17 protein-coding genes are annotated in these 21,208 nt (G+C 63.9%); all 17 read right to left on the bottom strand.

Features of this window, described 5'->3' with window-relative positions:
* Positions 1-86 precede the first annotated feature (86 nt).
* The gene (locus tag ACZ1JM_RS16810) at positions 87-2,117 is read right to left on the bottom strand and encodes an SPOR domain-containing protein (RefSeq protein WP_465133494.1); all 2,031 of its coding nucleotides are present in this window, start codon (positions 2,115-2,117) and stop codon (positions 87-89) included.
* 212 nt (positions 2,118-2,329) lie between these two features.
* Entirely contained in the window at positions 2,330-3,883 is a 1,554-nt protein-coding gene (gene ftsZ, locus ACZ1JM_RS16805) for a cell division protein FtsZ (protein WP_465133493.1), read from the bottom strand.
* Between the two features lie 179 nt (positions 3,884-4,062).
* Positions 4,063-5,340 carry a cell division protein FtsA gene (gene ftsA / locus ACZ1JM_RS16800; protein ID WP_465133492.1) on the bottom strand — a complete coding sequence of 426 codons (1,278 nt, stop codon included), beginning with the start codon at positions 5,338-5,340 and terminating at the stop codon, positions 4,063-4,065.
* A gap of 16 nt (positions 5,341-5,356) precedes the next feature.
* Entirely contained in the window at positions 5,357-6,310 is a 954-nt protein-coding gene (locus ACZ1JM_RS16795; protein WP_465133491.1) for a cell division protein FtsQ/DivIB, read from the bottom strand.
* Positions 6,307-7,269 (bottom strand): D-alanine--D-alanine ligase, encoded by a 963-nt coding sequence (locus ACZ1JM_RS16790; protein ID WP_465133490.1) that lies wholly within the window; start codon positions 7,267-7,269, stop codon positions 6,307-6,309. The genes ACZ1JM_RS16795 and ACZ1JM_RS16790 overlap by 4 nt, the downstream gene beginning before the upstream one ends.
* A complete protein-coding gene (locus ACZ1JM_RS16785) occupies positions 7,266-7,793 on the bottom strand; it encodes a DUF4262 domain-containing protein (protein WP_465133489.1) in 528 nt (175 codons plus the stop codon). The genes ACZ1JM_RS16790 and ACZ1JM_RS16785 overlap by 4 nt, the downstream gene beginning before the upstream one ends.
* Positions 7,790-8,743, bottom strand: coding sequence for a UDP-N-acetylmuramate dehydrogenase (murB, locus tag ACZ1JM_RS16780; RefSeq protein WP_465133488.1), 954 nt, complete (start codon positions 8,741-8,743; stop codon positions 7,790-7,792). Before murB ends, ACZ1JM_RS16785 begins: the two co-directional genes overlap by 4 nt.
* On the bottom strand, positions 8,695-10,116 hold the full coding sequence (gene murC, locus ACZ1JM_RS16775) for a UDP-N-acetylmuramate--L-alanine ligase (RefSeq protein WP_465133487.1): 1,422 nt from the start codon (positions 10,114-10,116) through the stop codon (positions 8,695-8,697). Before murC ends, murB begins: the two co-directional genes overlap by 49 nt.
* Complete coding sequence (gene murG, locus ACZ1JM_RS16770; protein WP_465133486.1) at positions 10,113-11,297, bottom strand: undecaprenyldiphospho-muramoylpentapeptide beta-N-acetylglucosaminyltransferase; 1,185 nt, start codon at positions 11,295-11,297, stop codon at positions 10,113-10,115. Before murG ends, murC begins: the two co-directional genes overlap by 4 nt.
* The gene (locus ACZ1JM_RS16765) at positions 11,297-12,493 is read right to left on the bottom strand and encodes an FtsW/RodA/SpoVE family cell cycle protein (protein WP_465133485.1); all 1,197 of its coding nucleotides are present in this window, start codon (positions 12,491-12,493) and stop codon (positions 11,297-11,299) included. The genes murG and ACZ1JM_RS16765 overlap by 1 nt, the downstream gene beginning before the upstream one ends.
* On the bottom strand, positions 12,493-13,848 hold the full coding sequence (gene murD / locus ACZ1JM_RS16760; protein ID WP_465133484.1) for a UDP-N-acetylmuramoyl-L-alanine--D-glutamate ligase: 1,356 nt from the start codon (positions 13,846-13,848) through the stop codon (positions 12,493-12,495). Before murD ends, ACZ1JM_RS16765 begins: the two co-directional genes overlap by 1 nt.
* Before the next feature lie 13 nt (positions 13,849-13,861).
* Positions 13,862-14,932 (bottom strand): phospho-N-acetylmuramoyl-pentapeptide-transferase, encoded by a 1,071-nt coding sequence (gene mraY, locus ACZ1JM_RS16755; RefSeq protein WP_465133483.1) that lies wholly within the window; start codon positions 14,930-14,932, stop codon positions 13,862-13,864.
* Positions 14,933-14,949: 17 nt separating this feature from the next.
* On the bottom strand, positions 14,950-16,431 hold the full coding sequence (locus ACZ1JM_RS16750) for a UDP-N-acetylmuramoyl-tripeptide--D-alanyl-D-alanine ligase (RefSeq protein ID WP_465133482.1): 1,482 nt from the start codon (positions 16,429-16,431) through the stop codon (positions 14,950-14,952).
* A gap of 7 nt (positions 16,432-16,438) precedes the next feature.
* Entirely contained in the window at positions 16,439-17,899 is a 1,461-nt protein-coding gene (locus ACZ1JM_RS16745; protein ID WP_465133481.1) for a UDP-N-acetylmuramoyl-L-alanyl-D-glutamate--2,6-diaminopimelate ligase, read from the bottom strand.
* Positions 17,899-19,671 (bottom strand): peptidoglycan D,D-transpeptidase FtsI family protein, encoded by a 1,773-nt coding sequence (locus ACZ1JM_RS16740; protein WP_465133480.1) that lies wholly within the window; start codon positions 19,669-19,671, stop codon positions 17,899-17,901. Before ACZ1JM_RS16740 ends, ACZ1JM_RS16745 begins: the two co-directional genes overlap by 1 nt.
* Positions 19,668-20,192 carry a hypothetical protein gene (locus tag ACZ1JM_RS16735; protein WP_465133479.1) on the bottom strand — a complete coding sequence of 175 codons (525 nt, stop codon included), beginning with the start codon at positions 20,190-20,192 and terminating at the stop codon, positions 19,668-19,670. Before ACZ1JM_RS16735 ends, ACZ1JM_RS16740 begins: the two co-directional genes overlap by 4 nt.
* Positions 20,189-21,205, bottom strand: a complete 1,017-nt coding sequence (gene rsmH, locus ACZ1JM_RS16730; RefSeq protein ID WP_465133478.1) for a 16S rRNA (cytosine(1402)-N(4))-methyltransferase RsmH — start codon at positions 21,203-21,205, stop codon at positions 20,189-20,191. The genes ACZ1JM_RS16735 and rsmH overlap by 4 nt, the downstream gene beginning before the upstream one ends.
* Between the last annotated feature and the right edge of the window lie 3 nt (positions 21,206-21,208).

Here is a 21,208-nt window from a genome sequence, read left to right as displayed (position 1 = left end):
TGTTTACAGCGTGTGGATAAGAATGAACGGGCGTTAACGCAAGTTTATCTGGAACCCCAAAGACGGAGCGGCTTCAATCCACTCGACTAGAGCGGATCGACGACCTGCCCCGCCGGGCTGCTCCAGGGAATGGCGTCGGACAATCCCTGCTTCCTGGCATCCTGGATGAACGTGTTCGCAGCCTTCTGGGTTGGGAAAGGACCGACGAGAACCCGGTTGGTCCGCCCCATTTCCGTGAGGTGGGCCTTTTGCCCTTTCAGCAGCGCCGGCGCCTGACGATTGTATCGCCGCCAGTCGAAAGCGATGGCATCCTTGTCCCGGCCCACGCCAATCTGCACCCACATGCGGCTGGGGTGTGCGGGTGGGATTGGCTTCTTTGCTTTTGCTTTGGCGTCTGCAGCAGCTTTGGCCTCCGCAGCCTTTGTTTTGGCATCGGCAACTTTTGACTTCGCGGTCTTTGCATCGACCGGCTTTTCATCCGACTTGGCCGGCGCTGCCTTCCCCCTGGTATCTGCTACGGACGCTTCCGCAACTTTGGGCAGCTCCAGTTTGCCTGTAGAGGCAGCCAGTGGTGGCGGTGCGGCCTTGATCAATCGAATATCAACAGCGCCCGGAGCGGGGGCGACCACGATCGTAGGCTTGCCGATATCAGCGAATATCGCATCGAGTGATGGATGGCTCGGCGCAGGCGCTGAAGCAGAGGCAAGCAACGCGCCCGTTGGCAGGGACAGCGACGGTGTGGAGGGCGTCGTGGGCGCAATGCTCGCTGGTTGGGGGGTGGGGGCGGGCGCGGTTACTGGCGCAGAGGCTTCTGGTCGGGACGAACCGGGATTTGCCCGCGCCGCTGTGCCGACACTTGCCAAATCGAAACTACCCGATCCATGTGTGGCCAGCGCTGGATTCGCCGCAGCGGCTCGCACCGGAGTCGGTGTTGGAGCAAGCGCCCTGCCCGGATTAGGCGCCAGCAACGGCTTGGGTGCGCTGATTTCCGATGGCGTATCCACGCTGCGCCCGATCGGCGGCAGTTCGCCGCCTTCACGCTCGATGGTCGGCCGGACCTCAGGCGGCGCGACCCGGTCCGGATCGGCAGCCGCCAAAGCAAGCCCACGCGAAGGAGACGGGACAGAGGGTTGCCCCAGCGAAGATGCCACTGCGGTTTGCGCCGGACGCCCTCGCACCCGCGCAGAGCGGTCTTTTGTGCGGTCCTTTGCTCCCCTCGACGTGCCACCACCCAATGGTTCGCCTTTAGGGATCAACCCGCTGCCAGCAGCCCCTAAGCGAGGCGGCGCGTAAGCAGCGATCCGGGCGTCATCCCTGCCGACTTCCGATGCACGAGGAAACCGGCCTAAATTTGCCGCGGCAGCCTGCTGCGCCCGCGTCAAACGCGGCATATAGCGCAAGTACGGCGCAATACTCTCAGCAAGCTGAACCGGGAGGATCTTTTGAGCAAGGTCCACGGCTTCACCCGTCTGGCCGGCGATCGCCAGCGTGAACGCGCGGGTACGCCAGCCGGGCTTATCCTGCTTGTTCAGCAACGGGAGGAGCGTCGAGTATGCGGCATCGGCATCGCCACTGATGGCCTGGCTGACCGCCAACCGAATCCGCAATTCATCCGCCGCCGCGCCGCTGGCCGAGGGCAGCGCGAGTGAATAGTACCGCTGAGCCAGCCGGCCATCGCCGACTAGATCATAGGCCAAGCCGCGATCCGAAGCGATCAACGCCGGGGTCGCGCCAGCCTGCTCGGCGGCATCGAACAACGGGATAGCGCTGACCGGATCACCGCTCAGAACGAAAGCACTGCCCATCCCCGCCTTGACCCGCGCATTGCCCGGACTTGCTTCGTCAGCGCGACGGTAGAAGCCGATCGCGGCGGCGTAATCCTGCATGGCGCGGGCGGCGTCGCCCGCTTCGATCAGAGCGGCAACGTCACGGGGATTACGGCCTAGAGTGGCCAGCGCCGAACTGAGCCGCTTGCTGTCTGCACTCGGCAACGCTTGCACTACGGGACGCGACACTTCCGGGGCGGCTTGGGCGATTGAAGGTACAGAGGCCAGTCCGGCGAACGCCAGAACGGCAACTGTCCTGCCGGTCATTCCCCCCGCAACCAACCGCTTCACCCGCAAATCCTTTATCATCCTCAGCCACTAGCAGAGCCATGATGGGAAAATCGTCCCATCGCAAACGCGACGATTGTATCGCGCGTCTGCTGACTGGGGTATCGCGGATGAACCTCCGGCGAACATGGTCTACAGCCGTTCCGCGCGCGGCAAACCATCATCAGCGACGTCGAATACCGACAGAAGGCACGAACCTCCTGTCGGCACTTGTACTACTGATTGTTTTGGCGACCCAGGAAGCGCGGGATGCTGATGGATCCGCCCTCACCGTCATCATCAGCCGGGGCTTGCTCGCCACCGGGCTTGGGACGCGAGAGACTGGTCATCCGCTCAAACAGCGTGCTGCCACCAGCGGCTGCGGGCTTGGGACGCGATTGCGCTGCGGGCTGAGCGACAGGCTGCGAGGGGTGTCCCGCATCCAGGCGCAGTTCATCCTGCGGACGTGCGCGGGGAGCGGCAACCGGAGCCGACGCTGCCGGGGCAGGCGAAGGCGACTGCGTGTCAGCTTCCGTGCTGAGATCCAGCGGCTCACTCTGCGAACTGCGCAGACCCTTGAGACCACCGAGGCCGTTCAGCGCCTCAGGCGCTTCATCAGCTGCGCCGAGTTCCAGTTCAGCCGAGGGCTCGTAAGCATTCGACGGCGATGTGAACGACGCTGACTCGGGCGCTGAAACGGGCGGCGCGACAGGTGCCGGCGATGCCTGATAGGTCGATGGCGACGGGGACTGCACCGCCGGGCGCACCGGCCCGCGCGAAGAACCGAGATTCAGCGGACGCGAAGCGATTTCCGCCATTTCGGTCGTTTGCTCTATGCCGGTAGCGACCACCGATACGCGGATCTTGCCCTGCAGGTCCGGGTTGAACGCCGAACCCCAGATGATGTTCGCATCGGGATCGACCAGTTCGCGGATGTGGTTCGCCGCTTCGTCGACTTCGAGCAGTTTCATGTCGTCGCCGCCGATGATCGAGATGATCACGCCCTTTGCGCCCTGCATCGACACGCCATCGAGCAACGGGTTGGCGATGGCGCGTTCGGCTGCTTCCAGCGCACGGTTCGGGCCTTCTCCCTCACCCGTACCCATCATCGCCTTACCCATTTCGCCCATGACCGAGCGGACGTCCGCAAAGTCGAGGTTGATGAGGCCGGGCATGATCATCAGGTCAGTGATCGAACGAACGCCCTGCTGCAGGACTTCGTCCGCCAGCGAAAACGCTTCCTTGAAGGTCGTTTCCGCCTTCGCCACCAGGAACAGGTTCTGGTTCGGAATGACGATCAGCGTATCGACGTGCTTCTGCAGTTCTTCGATACCGGCATCAGCCGCACGCATGCGGCGCGTGCCTTCAAACATAAAGGGCTTGGAGACGACGCCCACGGTCAGCACACCCTTGGCGCGAGCCGCTTCGGCGATGATCGGAGCCGCACCCGTGCCGGTGCCACCACCCATGCCCGCCGCAATGAAGACCATGTGCACGCCATCAAGCAGGCGCTCCAGTTCCTCCAGCGTTTCTTCCGCTGCCGCGCGGCCCACTTCCGGGCGCGCACCGGCGCCGAGGCCCTGAGTGATGTCCGGCCCCAACTGGATCCGCGTTTCGGCGATCGAATTGTTCAGCGCCTGCGCGTCGGTATTGGCGACGACGAAATCGACACCTTCGATCTGCGCCTGGATCATGTTGGCGATGGCGTTGCCGCCGGCGCCGCCCACCCCGATGACAACGATGCGCGGGCGAAGTTCTTCGATCGCCGGCGGTCCAATGTTAATGCTCATTTCGCTCTCCTGGCAGGCACGTGCGCGAAGAAAATACCTTGACCACGTTGATTGCACGCTTCGATTCGTTGAAGCAAAGCATCATAAACCTTTGTCCACAGCCAAAGCCGCCAACTTCACCGGTTTTTGAAGTTCCGTCGTCAACTTTGCACGGCTGGGCTTCATGACTTGGCTCACGCTCAGAAATACTCGCGCATGGCCTGGTACACCCGGCCCACCACGCCCAGGCCTCCGAGCTTCACGGTGCGCGATTGGCCCCGGCGCAGGGCGCGTATGTCCACGGGGTCGGCAGCAGCATACAGGACCAGCCCGGCCAGCGTGGAAAAGCCCGGTTTCACGTGCGCCTCCGCCAGCCCGGAAAGCTGCGGAACGCGGCCGATCCGCACTGGCTTGCCGATGGCGGCCTGCGCATAGTCCGCGAGACCCACCAACTCCGCGCCGCCGCCGGTAAAGACCACCTGCTTGCCGCGCTGGCCGGTAAAGCGCATCGTCTTGAGCGCGCGGTTGATCTCTTCCATCAGCGACCCAAGCTGGCCAGTGATCACGCCGATCAGTTCGGCGCGCGGGATGCGGTTCTTGTCGTCCGCATGGCGCGCGATCGGGCCAGTGCCTTCTTCGCCGGGCGCGTTGACCGGGATCATCTCGCGGTGATCGGTCGGGTTCGCAATCGCCGATCCGTTCACGCACTTGAGGCGCTCGGCCTGAAAGCGGCGAATGCCAAAGGCCGACGCGATGGCATCGGTGATGTCGGCCGAACCCATCGGGATCGACATCATGTCTTTCAGCATCCCCTGCTCGTAGATGGCGACGTTGGTTACTTCGCCGCCGAATTCGACGAGAGCAACGCCAAGGTCACGCTCTTCGGGCGAGAGGCAGGCGTGTCCAGCGGCGATGGGCGAGCCGACGACGGCTTCCACTTCAAGGTGCGCGCTCTGCACCGCTTCCGTCAGGTTTCGGATCGGCGCGCCGTCAGCCAGCATGATGTGAATATCGACGCCAAGCCGTTCGGCATGAAGCCCCTTGGGATTGCCGACACCGTGGGCGCCATCGAGCCGGTACTGCGCGGGCTGGGCATGAAGCACCATGCGGCCGTCCGGCTGGATCACTTCCTTGGCGGAGATGAGCAGCTGGTCGATATCCTCCTGCTCGATCCGGCGGCCACCGATCTCCGCGTCGAACTGATCTATGCGGCTGGCGAGGCCCGCGCCCGAACAGCCGATCCAGACTTTCTGGACGGCGGTGTCGGCCATCTTTTCCGCCCGGTCGATGGCGTCGCGCACGGCATAGGTCGCGGCGGTCATGTCCGTCACATAGCCGCGCTTGATGCCCTGGCTGGCGCGGTGCCCCGAGCCGAGGACAACCATGTCGCCCACTTCGTTGATGCCCGCCACGATCGCTGAAATGCGGAACGAGCCGATATTCACCGCGCCGAACACGCGGGTTATGCGCTGTGCCATTAGTGATTGCCCCTCATCACTGGTCCCCTGCTTCCGTTGTTTCAGCAGCGGCGGTATGCGGCACCGCCCCTGCTTTCAGCGCCAGCTCCTGCCCCTCCTGTTCGGGTACGCGGAGATAGATGCGGTCTTTCGCGCGCATGTCGAACGCGGTGACCTTGCCACCCAGCAAGCGGTTAGTGCCATCAAGCCGAGCAAACGTGACCAACGCCCCTGCTGATTCACGGTCGCCTTCCGGCAACGCCAGGACCTGGCCGGAACGGAACGTCAGGTTCCATCGGCGATTGCCGATCCACTCCGCCTCCTGAACGCGCGGCTTCAATGCGGGCGCGGCATCGAGCAGCTTGCCCAGCACCGTCACCTGCTGACCCGCCCCCGGACCGGAGACGATCAGGCGCCCCCCTGCCTGCTTGCGGCTGATCGCTTCGAGTTCATGGCCCGTCTCGTCGATCAGGGCGAAACGATCTTCCTTGCGCAAGACCGCATGGGGTTCGCGCTCGACGATGTCGATCACCAGTGTGTCGGGCAATTGGCGTGAGACGCGCGCGTCCTTGACCCACGAAAGGCCGAGAAGATCCTGCCGCAATCCGTCGATATCGACCAGCGGCATGGCGCGGTCGCGTTCGGCGAGGGCTTTTTCGTAGACTTTCAGTTCGTTGATGTTCTTGACGCCGCGCACTTCGACACGCTTCACCTCGAACCCGGTCTGCCCGGCGATCAGCGCCATCTGCTTGTTGGCGAGGGTCGGCAACCCGGCGAACGATGCGACCACGCAGACCAGCGCCGCCGCGCCGGCCAGGATCAGTATCAGGAATATCTTCTGAAGCTGGGCTTCGCTGAACGGCAGCCAGCCCATCACCATGTCCAGCGCTGATCCGGTGCGCGCCTTCGCCGCGCGAGCCTTGCGCTGCTGCCCCTGCGCGGCGGCGGCCTTGCGGGCGGTAGTGCCCTTGCGCCGGATCGTCTGGCTCATGAGGTTTCGGCCGGGGCGATGGACGCGCGGGCATCGGCGAGCGCTTCGGCGATGATCGCCTCTACCAGTTCGGGATATTCCATGCCGCAGGCGCGCGCCTGTTCGGGCACCAGGCTAAGTGGAGTCATGCCAGGCTGCGTGTTCACTTCGAGAAGGAACAGGCCCTCGATGCCCTGCGTGTCATCCCAGCGGAAGTCGGATCGGCTGGTACCCTTGCAGCCAAGCAGCTGGTGCGATCGCAGCGCCAGGTCCTTGCAGGCCTGAGTGATCTCGTCGGGTACTTCTGCGGGGCAGACGTGTTCGGTCAGCCCGTCGGTGTATTTGGAATCGAAGTCGTAGAACCCGGACTTCGGCTTCAATTCGGTGACCAGCAGCGCGCGATCACCGATGACGGCCGTCGTCAACTCTCGACCCCGGATATACGGTTCGGCCAGCAGTTCATCGAATTCCTGCCAAGGCCCCTTGGCGTCGGCGGCGATCGGGTTGCCGTAATTGCCCTCGTTCGTGACGATCGCCACACCGACCGACGACCCCTCGTTCACCGGCTTCAGCACATAAGGTCGGGGCAGCGGATCGCGCTCGTGAATATCGACGCACTTCACCACGCGACCGCCCGGCATGGGGATGCCATGGGGGACCAATGCCTGCTTGGTCAGTTCCTTGTCGATGGCAATCACCGAAGTGGCGAGGCCGGAGTGGGTGTAGGTCAGGCCCATCAGGTCCATCATACCCTGAACCGTGCCGTCCTCTCCGGGCGTGCCGTGAAGGGCGTTGAACACCACATCGGGCTTTGCGTCTGCCAGCCGCAGGGCAACATCACGGCCCATGTCGATGCGCGTGACTTTGTGCCCTTTGCTCTCCAGGGCCTTCGCCACGCCTTCGCCGCTCATCAGTGACACGGGGCGTTCGCTGGACCAGCCGCCCATCAGGACCGCGACGTGAAGGGTAGGCAGGCTCATGAATTCAAACTCGTTCTGTAAAGCGGGGTCTGCATGTCACGTACGGCATCGGAACAGCCTTTGTCCCAAGGGAACAGGCCATCGTCTGCGCCGGGCCAGACGATCTGCAGTGCGCGGGTAAAGTCGGTTTGCATCTCATTCTCGGCAAACCAGATGGCGGTGTTGAAATAGTGCGGAACCAGGCAGTCCGGCTCGACTTCGCGCAGGACGCAACGGTGCCCTTTCAACAGCCCATCGACTTCTGTCCAGTCCTCCATCACCAATCCGTCGCGGCACAGATCCAGTACGCCATTGATGACGGCCGCCGAGAGTTCGGTCGAAAAGCCGAAAACGATGACTTCCGGCTGGTCAACGGTCTTGGCGAAGCCGGTGGAATAGGCGAAGCGTTCCTCGTCGTCATCCTCATCCGCGAACTCGTCATCGAGTTCGTCGTCGGACGGCGCGACGACGGTGATGTGGCAGCCGAACTCCTCGACATTGTCGATGATCTGGCGTTCGTAACGGGTCAGCGGTTCATCGCTCATGACGATGCCGCCTTAAGCCCGACACGCTGGATTTCCCACTCAAGATCGATGCCCGAACGCGCCTTTACCCGGCGGCGTACTTCCTCGCCGAGTTCCTCGATCTGGGTGCTGGTCGCCGCCCCGGTGTTGAGCAGGAAGTTCGTGTGCTTTTCGCTTACCTGAGCGCCGCCGTTGACCAAGCCCCGGCACCCGGCTTCATCCACCAGTTGCCATGCCCTGTGGCCGTCAGGGTTCTTGAAGGTCGAGCCGCCGGTCTTCGAGCGCAGCGGCTGACTGGCTTCGCGCGAAGCCGAGATGCGGTCCATTTCCGCCTGAATAGTGGCCGGTTCGCCGGGACGCCCCTTGAAGCGAGCGGCGACGACCACCGCGCCTTCAGGGAGTTCGGAGTGGCGGTACGTATAGCCGAGCTCCGAGTTCGTGAGCGTACGCAGCGACCCATCGCGCATCACCACATCGCAATCGATCAGGACGTCCTTGACCTCCCCGCCGTATGCCCCGCCATTCATGCGCACGAAGCCGCCCACGGTGCCGGGTATGGAGCGCAGAAATTCGACGCCCGCGATGCCACTGTCTCGCGCGGTAGAGGACACAAGAATGCCGCTGGCACCGCCGCCGCAATCGAGCGTGACATCATCGACCTTGGCAACTTTGGCGAACGGCTTGCCCAGCCGGATTACAACCCCCTGCACGCCCCCATCGCGAACGATCAGGTTGGATCCGAGGCCCAGCGCCATGACGGGCACGTGCGAATCCAGATCGCGCAGGAAGTCCTGCAGGTCTGCCATGTCCTTCGGCTCGAACAGCCATTGTGCCTGCCCACCCGTCTTGAACCAGACGAGGGGGGCCAGCGGTGCGTCCGAGGTCAGCTTGCCGCGTACGGAAGGAAGGTCGATCGAGGCGATCACGCCGCTCTCCGCACCCTGATCGCTTCGGCCAGACCCGCCGCCCATTTGGTGATGTCACCCGCGCCAAGGCAGACGACCATGTCGCCCGCCTGAACGCTGTCGGCCAGCGTGGCCGCAAGATCGTCAGGGCCATCAATCACTTGCGCCGAACGATGTCCACGCGCTTTCATGCCGGCGACCATCTCGGCGCTGTCGACGCCGTCGATCGGCTGCTCGCCCGCCGGGTAGACCGGCGCGGCATAGACTACGTCGGCGTCGTTGAAGGCGGCCTGGAAGTCATCCATGTGATCGCGAAGACGCGTGAAACGATGCGGCTGCACCACGGCAATTACTCGGCCCTTCACCCCTTCGCGGGCCGCAGCCAGCACGGCGCGGATTTCAACCGGGTGGTGACCATAGTCATCGATCACAGTCACCGCGCCGCCGTCCAGCGCGACCTCGCCGACATTGGTGAAACGCCGCTTCACGCCCCGGAATTTGGAGAAACCGGACTGAATGCAGGTGTCAGAGCACCCCATTTCGACTGCCACGCCCACCGCAGCCAGCGCATTCTGCACATTGTGACGGCCCGGCATCGGCAGTTCGATCCCCTCGATCCGGCGGAACGTCCCGTCTCGCTGGCGCAGCGCCACATCGAAGCGGTTGCCGCCGGTGATCGGCGTCACGTTCTCGCCCCGAATGTCGGCCTGGGCGGAAAAGCCGTAGGTCACGACCCGCCGATCCCGGACTTTGGGGATGATGGCCTGCACTTCGGGGTGGTCGATGCACAACATCGCCGCGCCGTAGAACGGCACGTTCTCGATGAACTCCACGAAGGAGTCCTTGATGCGTTCGAACGACCCGTAGTGATCGAGATGTTCGGGATCGATATTGGTGACGATGGCGATCGTACCGTCCAGCCGCAGGAAGGAACCGTCGCTCTCATCGGCTTCCACCACCATCCAGTCGGACGCGCCGAGGCGGGCGTTGGACCCGTAGGAGTTGATAATGCCCCCGTTGATGACGGTCGGGTCAACGCCGCCCGCATCGAGCAGCGCAGCGACCATCGAGGTCGTCGTCGTCTTGCCATGCGTTCCTGCGACGGCGACCGTGTTCTTCAGTCGCATCAATTCCGCCAGCATTTCGGCACGGCGCACCACGGGAATGCGGTGTTCCAGCGCATAGACGACTTCAGGATTGTCGCGCTTTACCGCCGTCGACGTGACGACGACCGCCGCGCCTTCGACGTTCTGGGCCGCATGGCCGATCATGACCTTGATCCCGCGCTGCCGCAGTCCTTCGACGACATAGCTTTCGGCGATGTCCGAACCCTGCACCGAATAGCCAAGGTTGTTCATGACCTCGGCAATGCCGGACATGCCGATCCCGCCAATGCCGACGAAGTGGATCGTCCCGATTTCCGTGCCGACGCCCTTCACCGCGCCACCTTCCGCGCGAGGGCTTCGCCGCCAGTTTTGGGAGCGGGGGATTTCTCCACTCGGATCACGTCCATGATCGGTGCCTGACCGAATGTCTCAACAAGGTCCGCCAGATCCCGAGCCGCGTTGGGATAGCCGCAATTCCACGCAGCGTGGGCCGCATTGGCAAGGGTTTCGGGATGCTGGGCCATAGCTTGTATCTGTTTGGCGAGCGTACTCGCGGTGAATGCCTCCTGGCGGATGGCGCGTGCGCCACCTGCGGCCACGATTTCGCGCGTGTTGGCGGCCTGATGATCGTCGGTCGCGATTGGCAGAGGCACTAGAATGGCCGGGCGTCCAACGGCGGTCAGTTCCGCGATCGTCGAAGCACCCGCGCGGCCGATGAACAGATGTGCACCGGCAAGGCGTTCCGCCATGTTTTCGAAATAGGTAGCCAGTTCGGCCGGGATGCCGTGGCCCGCATAGCGGGCCCGGACGGCGTCGATGTCCTCTGCCCGGCACTGCTGGATCACCTGAAGCCGCGACCGCAACGCAGGGGGCAGCATCGCCAGCCCATCAGGCACGACTTCTGACAGCACGCGCGCGCCTTGGCTCCCGCCGGTCACCAGGATGCGCAGCAGGCTGTCTTCTGAAAACTCGGGAAAAGGCTGATCGCGCAGGGCGAGCACGTTGTCGCGCACCGGATTGCCGACAAGCGTGACTTTCGCCTCAAGCCCGGACGCAAGTCGATCCGTCTTGCTGCTGGACGTCGCGATGGCGTCAACCCGCTTGGCGAAATAGCGGTTCACGCGGCCCAATACCGCGTTCTGTTCGTGAAGCACCGTGGGCAACCGCGCCGAACGGGCCGCCAGCAACGTCGGCAACGCGGGATACCCCCCGAAGCCGATCACAGCAGAAGGCCGGAATGTGTCGAACAGACGCAGCGCCATCCGCCGACCTTCGACAACGCCAAGCATTCCCTTGATCCAGCCGACCGGATTTTTTCCCGCGATGCGTCCGGGCGGTAGCACATGGGTCGTGAGGTATTCTGGCTTGCCGGGAATCGCCGCGCCACGCTCGTCCGTCACCAACGCAACGTGATGGCCACGCGCATGAAGTTCGGCGGCCAGCGCGAAAGCGGGGATAAGGTGTCCGCCGGTCCCGCCCGCGGCAAGGACATAGTGGCGGGAAACCAGACTCATCAGGTATCTCCAATAGCGCGCAGCGAAAACTTCTCGCGCTTGATGAACGGGTTGCGCCGGGTAACGGCCAGCAGCAAGCCCATGCTAAGGCACATCGCCACCGTAGACGAGCCACCATAGCTGATCAGCGGCAAGGTCATGCCTTTCGACGGGAACAACTGCAGGTTTACCAGAATGTTGATGAACGCCTGCCCACCGAACTGGGCGGCAAAACCGGACGCAGCGAGGACCGTGAAAAGATCTTCTTCCTCCACAAGCCGCATGATCACGCGCGTCAGGATCGCCAGATAGACGATGACGATGACCATGCAGGCAAGAAGGCCGAACTCTTCCCCAATTACGGAGAAAATATAGTCGGTGTGCGCTTCCGGCAGGGCCAGTTTGCGGGTGCCCATCCAGAAGCCCAGACCGGTCCATCCTCCATTGAGAATAGTGCGTTGGGCCAAGTCCACCTGATCGAACGCAGTGCCGCCGAACAGAAAGTTGTCGATGCGATTGCGGCCATTGTCGTATGTGAAATACATCAGGACGAGACCGGCGAGGCCAGCTGCAAAAAACATCCCGATGCGTTTCAGGTCGATCCCCGACAGCAGGATCAGCACCAGAAATGCGCCGGAAAACAGCATAGTAGACCCAAAATCAGGTTGCAGCATCAACAGCGCGCCGAGCAGACCCATCAAACCGAAGCAGATCCCCACGACCGGGATATTGGGATCCCGCGCTCTCCACGAAAGGATCCACGCCAGCAGAATCGGGAAGCCGCATTTCAGAAATTCGGAAGGCTGCAGCGAAATGCCGAAGCGCAGCCATCGCTTCGCCCCGTTCACTTCCGATCCGACGATCGGGACCAGCACGAGGGCGAACAGCATGGCCGCAGCCAGCAGAATGCCAATCCTCCGCGCGCTGTCCTTCGTCCGCGTCGATGCCCAGAACATCGCTACCAATCCGATGATCTGCCAGCGCATGTGAAGATAGAAGAAGTGCAACTGCGACAGTTTGTCGGATGATGTGGATAGCCGGCGCGCACTGGCCGGTGACCCTGCCGCCACGGCGATCGCGCCGATGGCCATCAGGATCAGGACCAGCACCAGGGTTGGGCGGTCAATCTCCTGCCACCAGATCGCAAGCTGGCTGCGGCGGTTGCGGTTGTAGCGTTGGGAGGCGGCGTTCATTGGATTGGGAGCAGCGGTGGCCATCAGGAAATGTCCTTCGCATCATCGCCAATACCAAGCAGCGCCTCGACAATCTGCCGGAAAGCCTGCCCGCGCGCTTCATAGTCGCGAAACTGGTCGAAACTCGCACACGCGGGGGACAGCATCACGACATCGCCGGGCTTGGCCTTCGCCATCGCTTCGCGGATCGCCTCGGCCATCATTTCAGAGCGGTGGACTTCCGTGTGCGGCGCGAGAATTTCCGCAAAGCGCGGCCCCGCATCGCCGATCGTGTAAGCCGTCGCGATGTTGCCGAAGAACGGTTCGCACTCGGCCAGATCGTCACCCTTGGGCAGGCCACCAAGAATCCAGTGCAGCCGAGGCTCGGGATCAGGCGGAAAAGCGGCGATAGCGGGCGCAGCGGACGCCGGATTGGTCGCTTTGCTGTCGTTGATGTAGAGGACGCCGTTCGCTTCGGCGATGCGCTCCATGCGGTGGGGCAGACCGCTGAACGTGCGCAGATGCTTGCGCCACTGCGCCTTCTTGACGCCAAGCGCTTCGACGATCGCGACCGCGACAGCGGCATTCTGGAGGTTGTGCGGCCCTTGCAGTGACGGCCACTCTTTCTGCAGCAGAGCAAGATCGGCGCCGTCCACCATCCGTACATAACCGGGCGCCCGGCGCGCAGCCTCGATATGGGCAATGGCCCGCGTTTCGCGATCCTTGGTGCCGAACACAGCGTGGCTGGTGCTGCCCTGCATTTCGAACAGCCGCTGCTTCGATGCTGCATAAGCGGCAAAGCCGTCATATCGGTCAAGATGGTCGGGCGTGATATTCAGCAATGCCGCCACATCGCAATCGAGGCTGCTCATCAGGTCGATCTGGTAGCTCGACAGTTCCAGAACGTAGACCCCGCCTGCGGGCATAGGTTCCTCGCCAAGAACAGGCACGCCGATGTTGCCACCAACCCGAGCGGCTATCCCCGAACATTCGAGCAGGTGGTGGACCAGCGATGTCGTGGTGGACTTACCGTTGGTGCCGGTAATGCCGACCACCCGGTGACGAGGAAGGTCTGGGCGAGCAAGGGCGAACAACTCGATATCGCCGATCACCGGCACCCCGCCCCGCGCCGCGGCTTCCGCGATCGGGTGGCGGTTGAGCGGGATGCCGGGCGAAACGACGATGCCATCGTACCCGGTCAGATCAGCCGTGGTCGGGTCGGCAAGTTCCACCTGCCCGATGTCGGTCCATTCCGCCAGGGACTGTCGCGCCTCGTCCCGGCTGTCCCACGCCATGACGTGAGCGCCGCTTTTCACCAGCGTGGCGACCGTCGCCAAGCCCGAACGTGCCAGGCCGAGGACTGCGTAGCGTTTTCCGGCGAAGATGGGGGAGACGATCATGCGCCCGTGGCCCCTAGCGCAATTTCAGCGTGGAGAGGCCGATTACCGCAAGGACGATCGAGATGATCCAGAAACGGATCACCACGGTCGATTCACGCCAGCCCTTCTGTTCGAAGTGATGATGGATCGGCGCCATCCGGAATACCCGTCGACCGGTGCGCTTGAACCAGAATACCTGAATGATGACCGATGCCGCCTCCAGCACGAACAGCCCGCCGACGATCGCGAGCACGATCTCGTGATGGGCCGCCACCGCCACGCAGCCGAGGGCACCACCCAGCGCAAGGCTGCCGGTATCACCCATGAACACGGCGGCAGGCGGCGCGTTGAACCACAGGAACGCGAGGCCCGCCCCCATGATACCGGCGCAGAAGATCGCCAGTTCGCCCGCGCGGGGTACATGCGGAATCCCCAGGTACGTGGCATAGTCCACACGCCCCGCCAGATAGCAGATGATCGCGAACGTCCCGGCAGCGATGATGACCGGCATCGTGGCCAGTCCGTCCAGCCCGTCCGTCAGGTTCACGGCATTGCCCGCGCCCACGATCACCACGGCGGCGAAGACGTAATAGAACGGTCCCAACGGTATGTAGCGACCCGAAAGGAACGGCACGTAAAGGTTGGTGTTGAGCTGGCTGACGATGATGTACGCGGCAATTCCCGCGACGATGAATTCCAGCAGCAGGCGCAGCTTGCTGGACAGACCGGCGTGGTGGCGTTTCGTCACCTTATCGTAGTCGTCCAGAAAACCGATGGCCCCGAAGCCCACCGTCACGGCAACGCACGCCCAGACGAAGGGATTGGTCACGTCCATGTACAAAAGCATGGTCAGGACCAGAGCCGTCAGGATCATGAGGCCGCCCATGGTGGGAGTACCGCGTTTGGCGAGGTGGCTTTGCGGCCCGTCCTCGCGGATAGGCTGCCCCTTGCCCTGCCGCACGCGCAGCACGTTGATGAACTTGGGGCCGATAATGAGACCGATCACGAGCGCCGTCATAAGCGCCGCGCCGGACCGGAATGTCTGGTAGCGGAAAAGGTTTGCCAGTCCCTCGAAGTGGAACATTTCTGCAAAAAGATACAACATCCTGTGGGCTTTCGCCCCTACCCTTCCTGCTTGCCAAGCGCTGATACCAGCGCTGCCAGCCCTACGGAATTCGATCCTTTCACCAGGATGGCGTCATCCCGGCGAAGGCCGAAAGCGCGCAAGGTTTCGACAGCTTCCTGCACACTCGGGCAATGGGCGAAAGGCACCTGTTTGCCAAGGTCGGCAGCGTCGGATTTCCCCAATTCCGCCGCCAGCGCGCCCATTTCCTCGCCCACCAGCACGGCGTAATCTAATGGCACGTCGCGGATCGGTCCGGCCAGCGCGGCATGATAGTCCGGGCCGTGGCTGCCCAGCTCCTTCATCGCGCCGAGAACCGCGATCCGGCGCTGTGCCGGGGTGCGGCCAAGCTGCGCCAGAGTGGCGCGCATGGATGCGGGGTTGGCGTTGTAGCTTTCGTCGATCAGCAGGGCGCGGCGATGGCCATCGTCGTCCGGTTCCCCGCCGGGCACGTCGATCTCGATCCGTGCACCGCGTCCGGCCATGCCCCCCAATTCGGCCAGGGCGACACCGGCCGCGCCGAGATCGCCCTTGACCGAGCGGACGGCGGCCATGACGGCGAGCGAGTTGATCACCTGATGCTCACCGGGAGCGGCAACCGTGTAGCATACGCGCCGGTCGCCCATGTCGACGGTCACCAGCGAGCCGCCGCCGATCGCCGGAACCGTGTCCAGCAACCGCACGTCGGCATCCGCGGCCTTGCCAAAGGATACGACCACAGCCCCGCAGGCCAGCGCCGCATCGCGCAACGTCGCGAAGTGCGGGCTGTCGATCGGGATGACGGCGGTGCCGCCCTCCTCCAGCCCTTCGAAGATCTCCGCCTTGGCCCGGGCGATCGCTTCTTCCGAGCCCAGCATCTCGATGTGGGCGGGCGCGATCGTGGTGATGACGGCGACATGAGGGCGAACCTGGCGGGTCAGCGCGGCGATTTCGCCTGCGTGGTTCATGCCCATCTCGAATACGCCAAAGCGCGCCCGGGCAGGCATCCGCGCCAGGCTCAGTGGCACACCAACGTGGTTGTTATAGCTCTTGACCGAACGGTGCGCGTCACCCCGGCTGGCGCGGTCGAGCGCAGCGAAGATCATCTCCTTCACCCCGGTCTTCCCGACCGATCCGGTAACACCGATGATGGGCCCGCGTCCGCGCAGCCGAGCCGCAGCCCCCAGCCGCTCGAGGGCGTCCATGGTATCGTTGACCAGAATATGCGGCCCATCCACCGGACGATCCACCACGACGGCGGCCGCGCCCTTTGCAAAGGCCGCCTCCACGAAGCGGTGGCCGTCCATGGCCTCCCCCTTCAACGCGAAGAACAGGTCGCCGGGTTGCACGTCGCGGCTGTCGATCTCGACGCCGGAGACGGTGAAGTCCGCGCTTGCCGTGCCTTTGACGGCGCGCGCGATGGACACCGCGTCCCACAGGACGTGCAGGTTCTCTTCCGCCGCATCGAGCGGCCAGTCGAGGATCCGGGCAACAGCAACCATCGTATTCCTACCTTCCCAGCGAGCCAGCCATTTCCCTGGCTACGGTGACATCGTCGAATGGCAGCACGCGCACGTTGTCGCCGCTGCCTATGATCTGCCCCTGTTCGTGCCCCTTGCCGGCGATGAGGACGATGTCGCCCTCGTTCGCCGCGGCGACGGCGGCGCCAATGGCCTCCCGCCGGTCGCCCACTTCCCGCGCACCCTGCGCCATCCCTGCCAGAACCATGGCCCGGATCGCCGCAGGGTCTTCCCCGCGCGGATTGTCGTCGGTGACGATGGCGAGGTCTGCCCCCTCGCTCGCCACTTTGCCCATTTCAGGCCGCTTGCCCTGATCGCGATCGCCGCCCGCACCGAACACCGCAATCAGCTTGCCGGTAACATGCGGGCGCAACGCCGCTATTGCCGCTTCCAGCGCGTCAGGCGTGTGCGCGTAATCGACATAGACAGGCGCGCCCGACGGCGTGATCGCCGCGCGCTCGATGCGCCCGCGCACTGTCACGAGCCTGCGTATAGCATCGAATGTCGCGTCCGGCTGCCCACCGGTGGCCAGTACCAGCCCCGCCGCGACGAGCGTGTTGGCTGCCTGATACGCACCTATCAGCGGCAGGTCGATGGTGCGGGAAATGCCCGCATGCTCGATCTGCAGTTTCTGCCCCAGCCCGCCGGGAGTGCGGCTCAGAAGGCGAATGTCAGCGCCCTTCTCCCCGACCGTGAAGGGCTTGAGCCCCCGCCTGCGCGCGTGCTCGATCGCTTTGTCGGACCAGGCATCGTCTGCCCAGATCACGGCGGTTCCGCCATCGACGACCACCTCATCGAAAAGGCGCATTTTCGCGGCGAAGTAGTCGTTCATCGTCGCGTGGTAGTCTAGGTGATCGCGGCTCAGGTTGGTGAAGGCCCCGGCGACGACGCGTGGCCCTTCTATGCGGAACTGGGAAAGGCCGTGGCTCGATGCCTCATAAGCGACATGCGTCACCCCCTCGCGCGCCAGACCCGACAAGTTTGCCAGGAAAGTGGCGATGTCGGGCGTTGTCAGCCCGGTGGAGACGCTCTCGTCGCTGGTGGTGACACCCAGCGTGCCGATGGAGGCAGCGCGGTGTCCTGCCATGCGCCACAACTGCCGGGTCAGCTCGACCGTAGACGTCTTGCCGTTGGTTCCCGTGACCGCGACCAGCGTTTCCGGGACCGGAGAGAAGAACGGCGCAGCCAGACGGGCAAACAGGCGGCGCGGTTCCTGATCCGCAAAATGGATCGCGCCTTCGACTTTGGCGTCGGGGTGGGCGACGATGGCGACGGCACCCGCCTTCACCGCATCGGCGATGAAATCCTCGCCATTGAACCGCGCCCCTCGAAAGGCGCCGAAAATGGTACCGGGGGCGACTTTGCGATGGTCGATCGCAAATCCGGTCACGATGGCGTCGCTATCGCTCGTCGGCATGCCGGCGGCTAGACACAGGGCGGACAACTTCATTATTCCGACGCCCCTGCCGGCACCAGCGGCTTTAGGTCGGTGATGTCGATGTCGCGCGTCTCATCCGGCATAATTCCTAGAAGCGGGCCAATCCGGGGAACGACGCGCTGGATCACCGGAGCGGCATTCCAGGCGGCAGTGCGCTGGAACGAGGTCGCCTGAGTCCCTTGCGGCTCGTCCATCATGGCGATGACCACGTAGCGCGGCTTGTCCATCGGGAACGCGGCGGCGAACGTGGCGATCAGCGAGCTTTTGCGATAGCCGCCCACGCCCGGCTTTTCCGCCGAACCGGTCTTGCCCCCGACACGGAAGCCGGGTGCATCTGCCTTACGGCCGGTGCCATACTGTACGATCATACGAAGCAGCTGGCGGAGACGTGCGCTGGTCGAAGCCTTGAACACCCGGCGACCGGCAGGCACCTGCGACGCGTCCAGCTTCTTGAGCGTAGCCGGGCGCCAGATCCCCCCGTTGACGAGTGCTGCATAAGCCGAGGCCAGATGCAGCGGCGTCACCGCGATGCCGTGGCCATACGCGACAGTCATGGTGCGCAGACGCGGCCATTCGCCACGCGGCCAGATCGGGAAGCCCTTGGCAGGCAGCTCGACATAGGGCCGCTCGTTCATCCCGAGCGCTTCCATCGTCTTCTTCAGCCTCACACCGCCCAGTTCGTCAGAAATACGCGCGGTCACGGTGTTCGACGAGTGGATCAGCGTCTCCGGCACATTCAGCGATGAGCCGTAGCTATGTAGGTCGTGAATGGTGAAGCGACCGACATGCAGCGGTGTTGCGGGCCAGCGACGGCTCATGTCGGAAACTACCCCGGCATCCAGCGCGGACGCGACGGTAATCGGCTTGAAGGTGGAGCCCAGTTCGTAAACCTGGTTGGTCACCCGATTGAAACCATGCGGCACTTCGCCCTGCGCGGCCAGTTCGGGCGGGATGACCATGTCGGTCGGCTTCACGTGATTGGGATCGAACGACGGCAACGATGCCAGCGCCAGGATTTCACCGGTATCTACATCGAGGATGACGCCCGCTGCGCCCTTGGCCTTGCTCAGCGTTATCGCCGTTGCAAGCTCGTCTTCCAAAGCGCTCTGCACCCGGAAGTCGATGGACAGAACTGACGGACTGGTGCGACCCTCAGGGCTCGTCAGTTGATCGTTGAAAGCCTGCTCCATGCCGACTTTGCCGTGGCCGTAGCTATCGACATAGCCGAGCACATGCGCCGCCATCGACCCTTGTGGATAGAACCGCGTTGCTTCCAGCGGGTATTCCAGCGCCGGTTCACCCAGCGCGTGCACCTTGTTGGCGTCTTCAGGCAGGATCGATTTGCGGATATAGCCGGGCTGGCCGGAGCGCAATTTGCCGAGCACTTCGGCCCGGTCGAGATCAGGGAAAATGCGGACCAAGCCATCCGCCACCCATTCCGGTGAGTGGATCAGGGTGGACCCCTCGGTCATCGCCTTGGGATTGAGCCAGAGGGAATAGGTCCGAAATTCGCGGGCGAGCGGCACGCCGTTGCGGTCCACGATCTCTCCGCGATTGGGGATCAGAAGATCAGCAAGATCGCCGTGGCGGGGCGTCACGCCGGTAAACCCGAGGTAGGTGATCCGCACCAAGGCGCAAACGGTCACCAACAGGAAAACGCCGAGAATCCAAAGGATGCGGATCTTCGCCGTCAGCAGCGACTGCTGACGCACGTTGAAAAGCTGACGCCGCCCGGTGGAAACCGTGGTCGGTATCGTTCCGAAGGAGAACGTCTGGGCGTTCACTGCTGCGCCACCTCGGCAACTTCGATGCGGGCAAGGCGCTTGCCGATGGCGGCGGCATCGCGGGCGATCGCCTCACGTTCGGGATCGCGACCCTTGCCTTTTTCGGGTGGGGCGGCGGCAGTCGCCCCCGAAACCGGGGAAACCATCGCCAGCAGCGATCCGCCATCCGTCTCGGGCACTTCGGCATTGGCGTAGCGAATAGGCTGCGGCGCGCCGGGAGCCGCAGGCATGCCCAGCGCAGCCAGCTGGCGTTCACCCTCGATATACTGGCCGGCCATCGGTGCCTTGTACCCGAATTCCAGATCGTTCAGCTGGCGCAGGGCCTGCTGATTGGAACGGGTCTGGAACTCGGTTTCCAGAAACTCGATGTCCTGCTTGACCCACACGATCCGCTTCTCCGTATCGTGAACCTGACTCTTGACCGCGTTGACGCGCAGCGTCAGGCCGATGGTCATCGCGCCGCATACCACCAGCATGGAAATCCACCCAATGGAACGGACACGGTCACTGGTGAAGTTCATGCGGGACTCCTGTGGTTGGGGCGGCCAACAGGCTCGGAAGGAAGCGAGGATCGGGGCGGAGCGTCGGTGCGCACGGCGCTGCGCAGCGTAGCGGAACGGGAACGGGGATTGGCCGTCAGCTCAGCTTCGCCAGGACGCACGGCCTTGGATAGCTGAGCGAACGGCACCGGCGCGGAGACCGACTGCGGCAGATGGCGGGACGTCGACTGACCGGCGCTGCTCGCATCGCGCAGAAAACGCTTCACTTTGCGATCCTCGAGGCTGTGGAACGTCACCACCGCCAGGCGGCCGCCTTCACGCAGCATCGTTTCCGCCCCGGCAAGCCCTGCGTCCAGTTCATCCAGTTCACCGTTCACATGGATGCGGATGGCCTGAAACGTGCGGATGGCCGGGTCTTTCGGCGCGGAATTGCCTTTGTAAGCCGGGTTGTATCCCAACGCCTTGCGAACCGCCCGCGCGAGCTCCGCCGTCGTCTTCAAGGGCCGCGCGGCGACGATGGCGCGGGCGACCCGGCGAGACTGGCGTTCTTCCCCATACAGATAAAGCACGTCGGCGATCTGCGCCTCGTCGGCTTCATTGCAGAAGTCGGCAGCGGACGGGCCATCCTGGCTCATCCGCATGTCAAGCGGACCATCCGACCCAAACGCAAAGCCCCGCTCCGCCTGGTCGAGCTGCATGGATGAAACGCCGATGTCCATCACCACGCCGTCCACCTGATCGACGCCCGCGTCCTGCAGCGATTCGGCGATCTCGGAAAAGCGGCGTGGGTGCAGCACCAGACGGGGAGGCTCGCTCGCCAGCTCCGGCCACTTCGCTGCATTCTCGCGAACGGCGGCGATCGCATCGGGATCACGGTCGAATGCGTGGACGGTCGCGCCCTCATTCAGAAGGCGGCGCGTATAGCCACCGGCGCCCAGCGTCGCATCGACGATGAGGTCGCCGCCCCGGGGGTTCAGGGCGGCGACCACCTCCTCAAGGAGCACGGGAATATGGGGCTGGCCCGGAGCGCTCATGCC

It is taken from the genome of Novosphingobium sp. BL-S-24 (assembly GCF_055521575.1).
The sequence above is the reverse complement of the archived record's forward strand: the minus strand, read 5'-3'. Positions and strand labels throughout refer to the sequence as shown.

Bases quoted from the DNA above. Each gene is read 5' to 3' on its own strand.
- ftsZ (WP_465133493.1), bottom strand. From the start codon at position 3,883: ATGAGCATTAACATTGGACCGCCGGCGATCGAAGAACTTCGCCCGCGC.
- ftsA (WP_465133492.1), bottom strand. From the start codon at position 5,340: ATGGCACAGCGCATAACCCGCGTGTTCGGCGCGGTGAATATCGGCTCG.
- ACZ1JM_RS16795 (WP_465133491.1), bottom strand. From the start codon at position 6,310: ATGAGCCAGACGATCCGGCGCAAGGGCACTACCGCCCGCAAGGCCGCC.
- ACZ1JM_RS16790 (WP_465133490.1), bottom strand. From the start codon at position 7,269: ATGAGCCTGCCTACCCTTCACGTCGCGGTCCTGATGGGCGGCTGGTCC.
- ACZ1JM_RS16785 (WP_465133489.1), bottom strand. From the start codon at position 7,793: ATGAGCGATGAACCGCTGACCCGTTACGAACGCCAGATCATCGACAAT.
- murB (WP_465133488.1), bottom strand. From the start codon at position 8,743: ATGGGCGGCGGGTCTGGCCGAAGCGATCAGGGTGCGGAGAGCGGCGTG.
- murG (WP_465133486.1), bottom strand. From the start codon at position 11,297: ATGAGTCTGGTTTCCCGCCACTATGTCCTTGCCGCGGGCGGGACCGGC.
- ACZ1JM_RS16765 (WP_465133485.1), bottom strand. From the start codon at position 12,493: ATGGCCACCGCTGCTCCCAATCCAATGAACGCCGCCTCCCAACGCTAC.
- murD (WP_465133484.1), bottom strand. From the start codon at position 13,848: ATGATCGTCTCCCCCATCTTCGCCGGAAAACGCTACGCAGTCCTCGGC.
- mraY (WP_465133483.1), bottom strand. From the start codon at position 14,932: ATGTTGTATCTTTTTGCAGAAATGTTCCACTTCGAGGGACTGGCAAAC.
- ACZ1JM_RS16750 (WP_465133482.1), bottom strand. From the start codon at position 16,431: ATGGTTGCTGTTGCCCGGATCCTCGACTGGCCGCTCGATGCGGCGGAA.
- ACZ1JM_RS16745 (WP_465133481.1), bottom strand. From the start codon at position 17,899: ATGAAGTTGTCCGCCCTGTGTCTAGCCGCCGGCATGCCGACGAGCGAT.
- ACZ1JM_RS16735 (WP_465133479.1), bottom strand. From the start codon at position 20,192: ATGAACTTCACCAGTGACCGTGTCCGTTCCATTGGGTGGATTTCCATG.
- rsmH (WP_465133478.1), bottom strand. From the start codon at position 21,205: ATGAGCGCTCCGGGCCAGCCCCATATTCCCGTGCTCCTTGAGGAGGTG.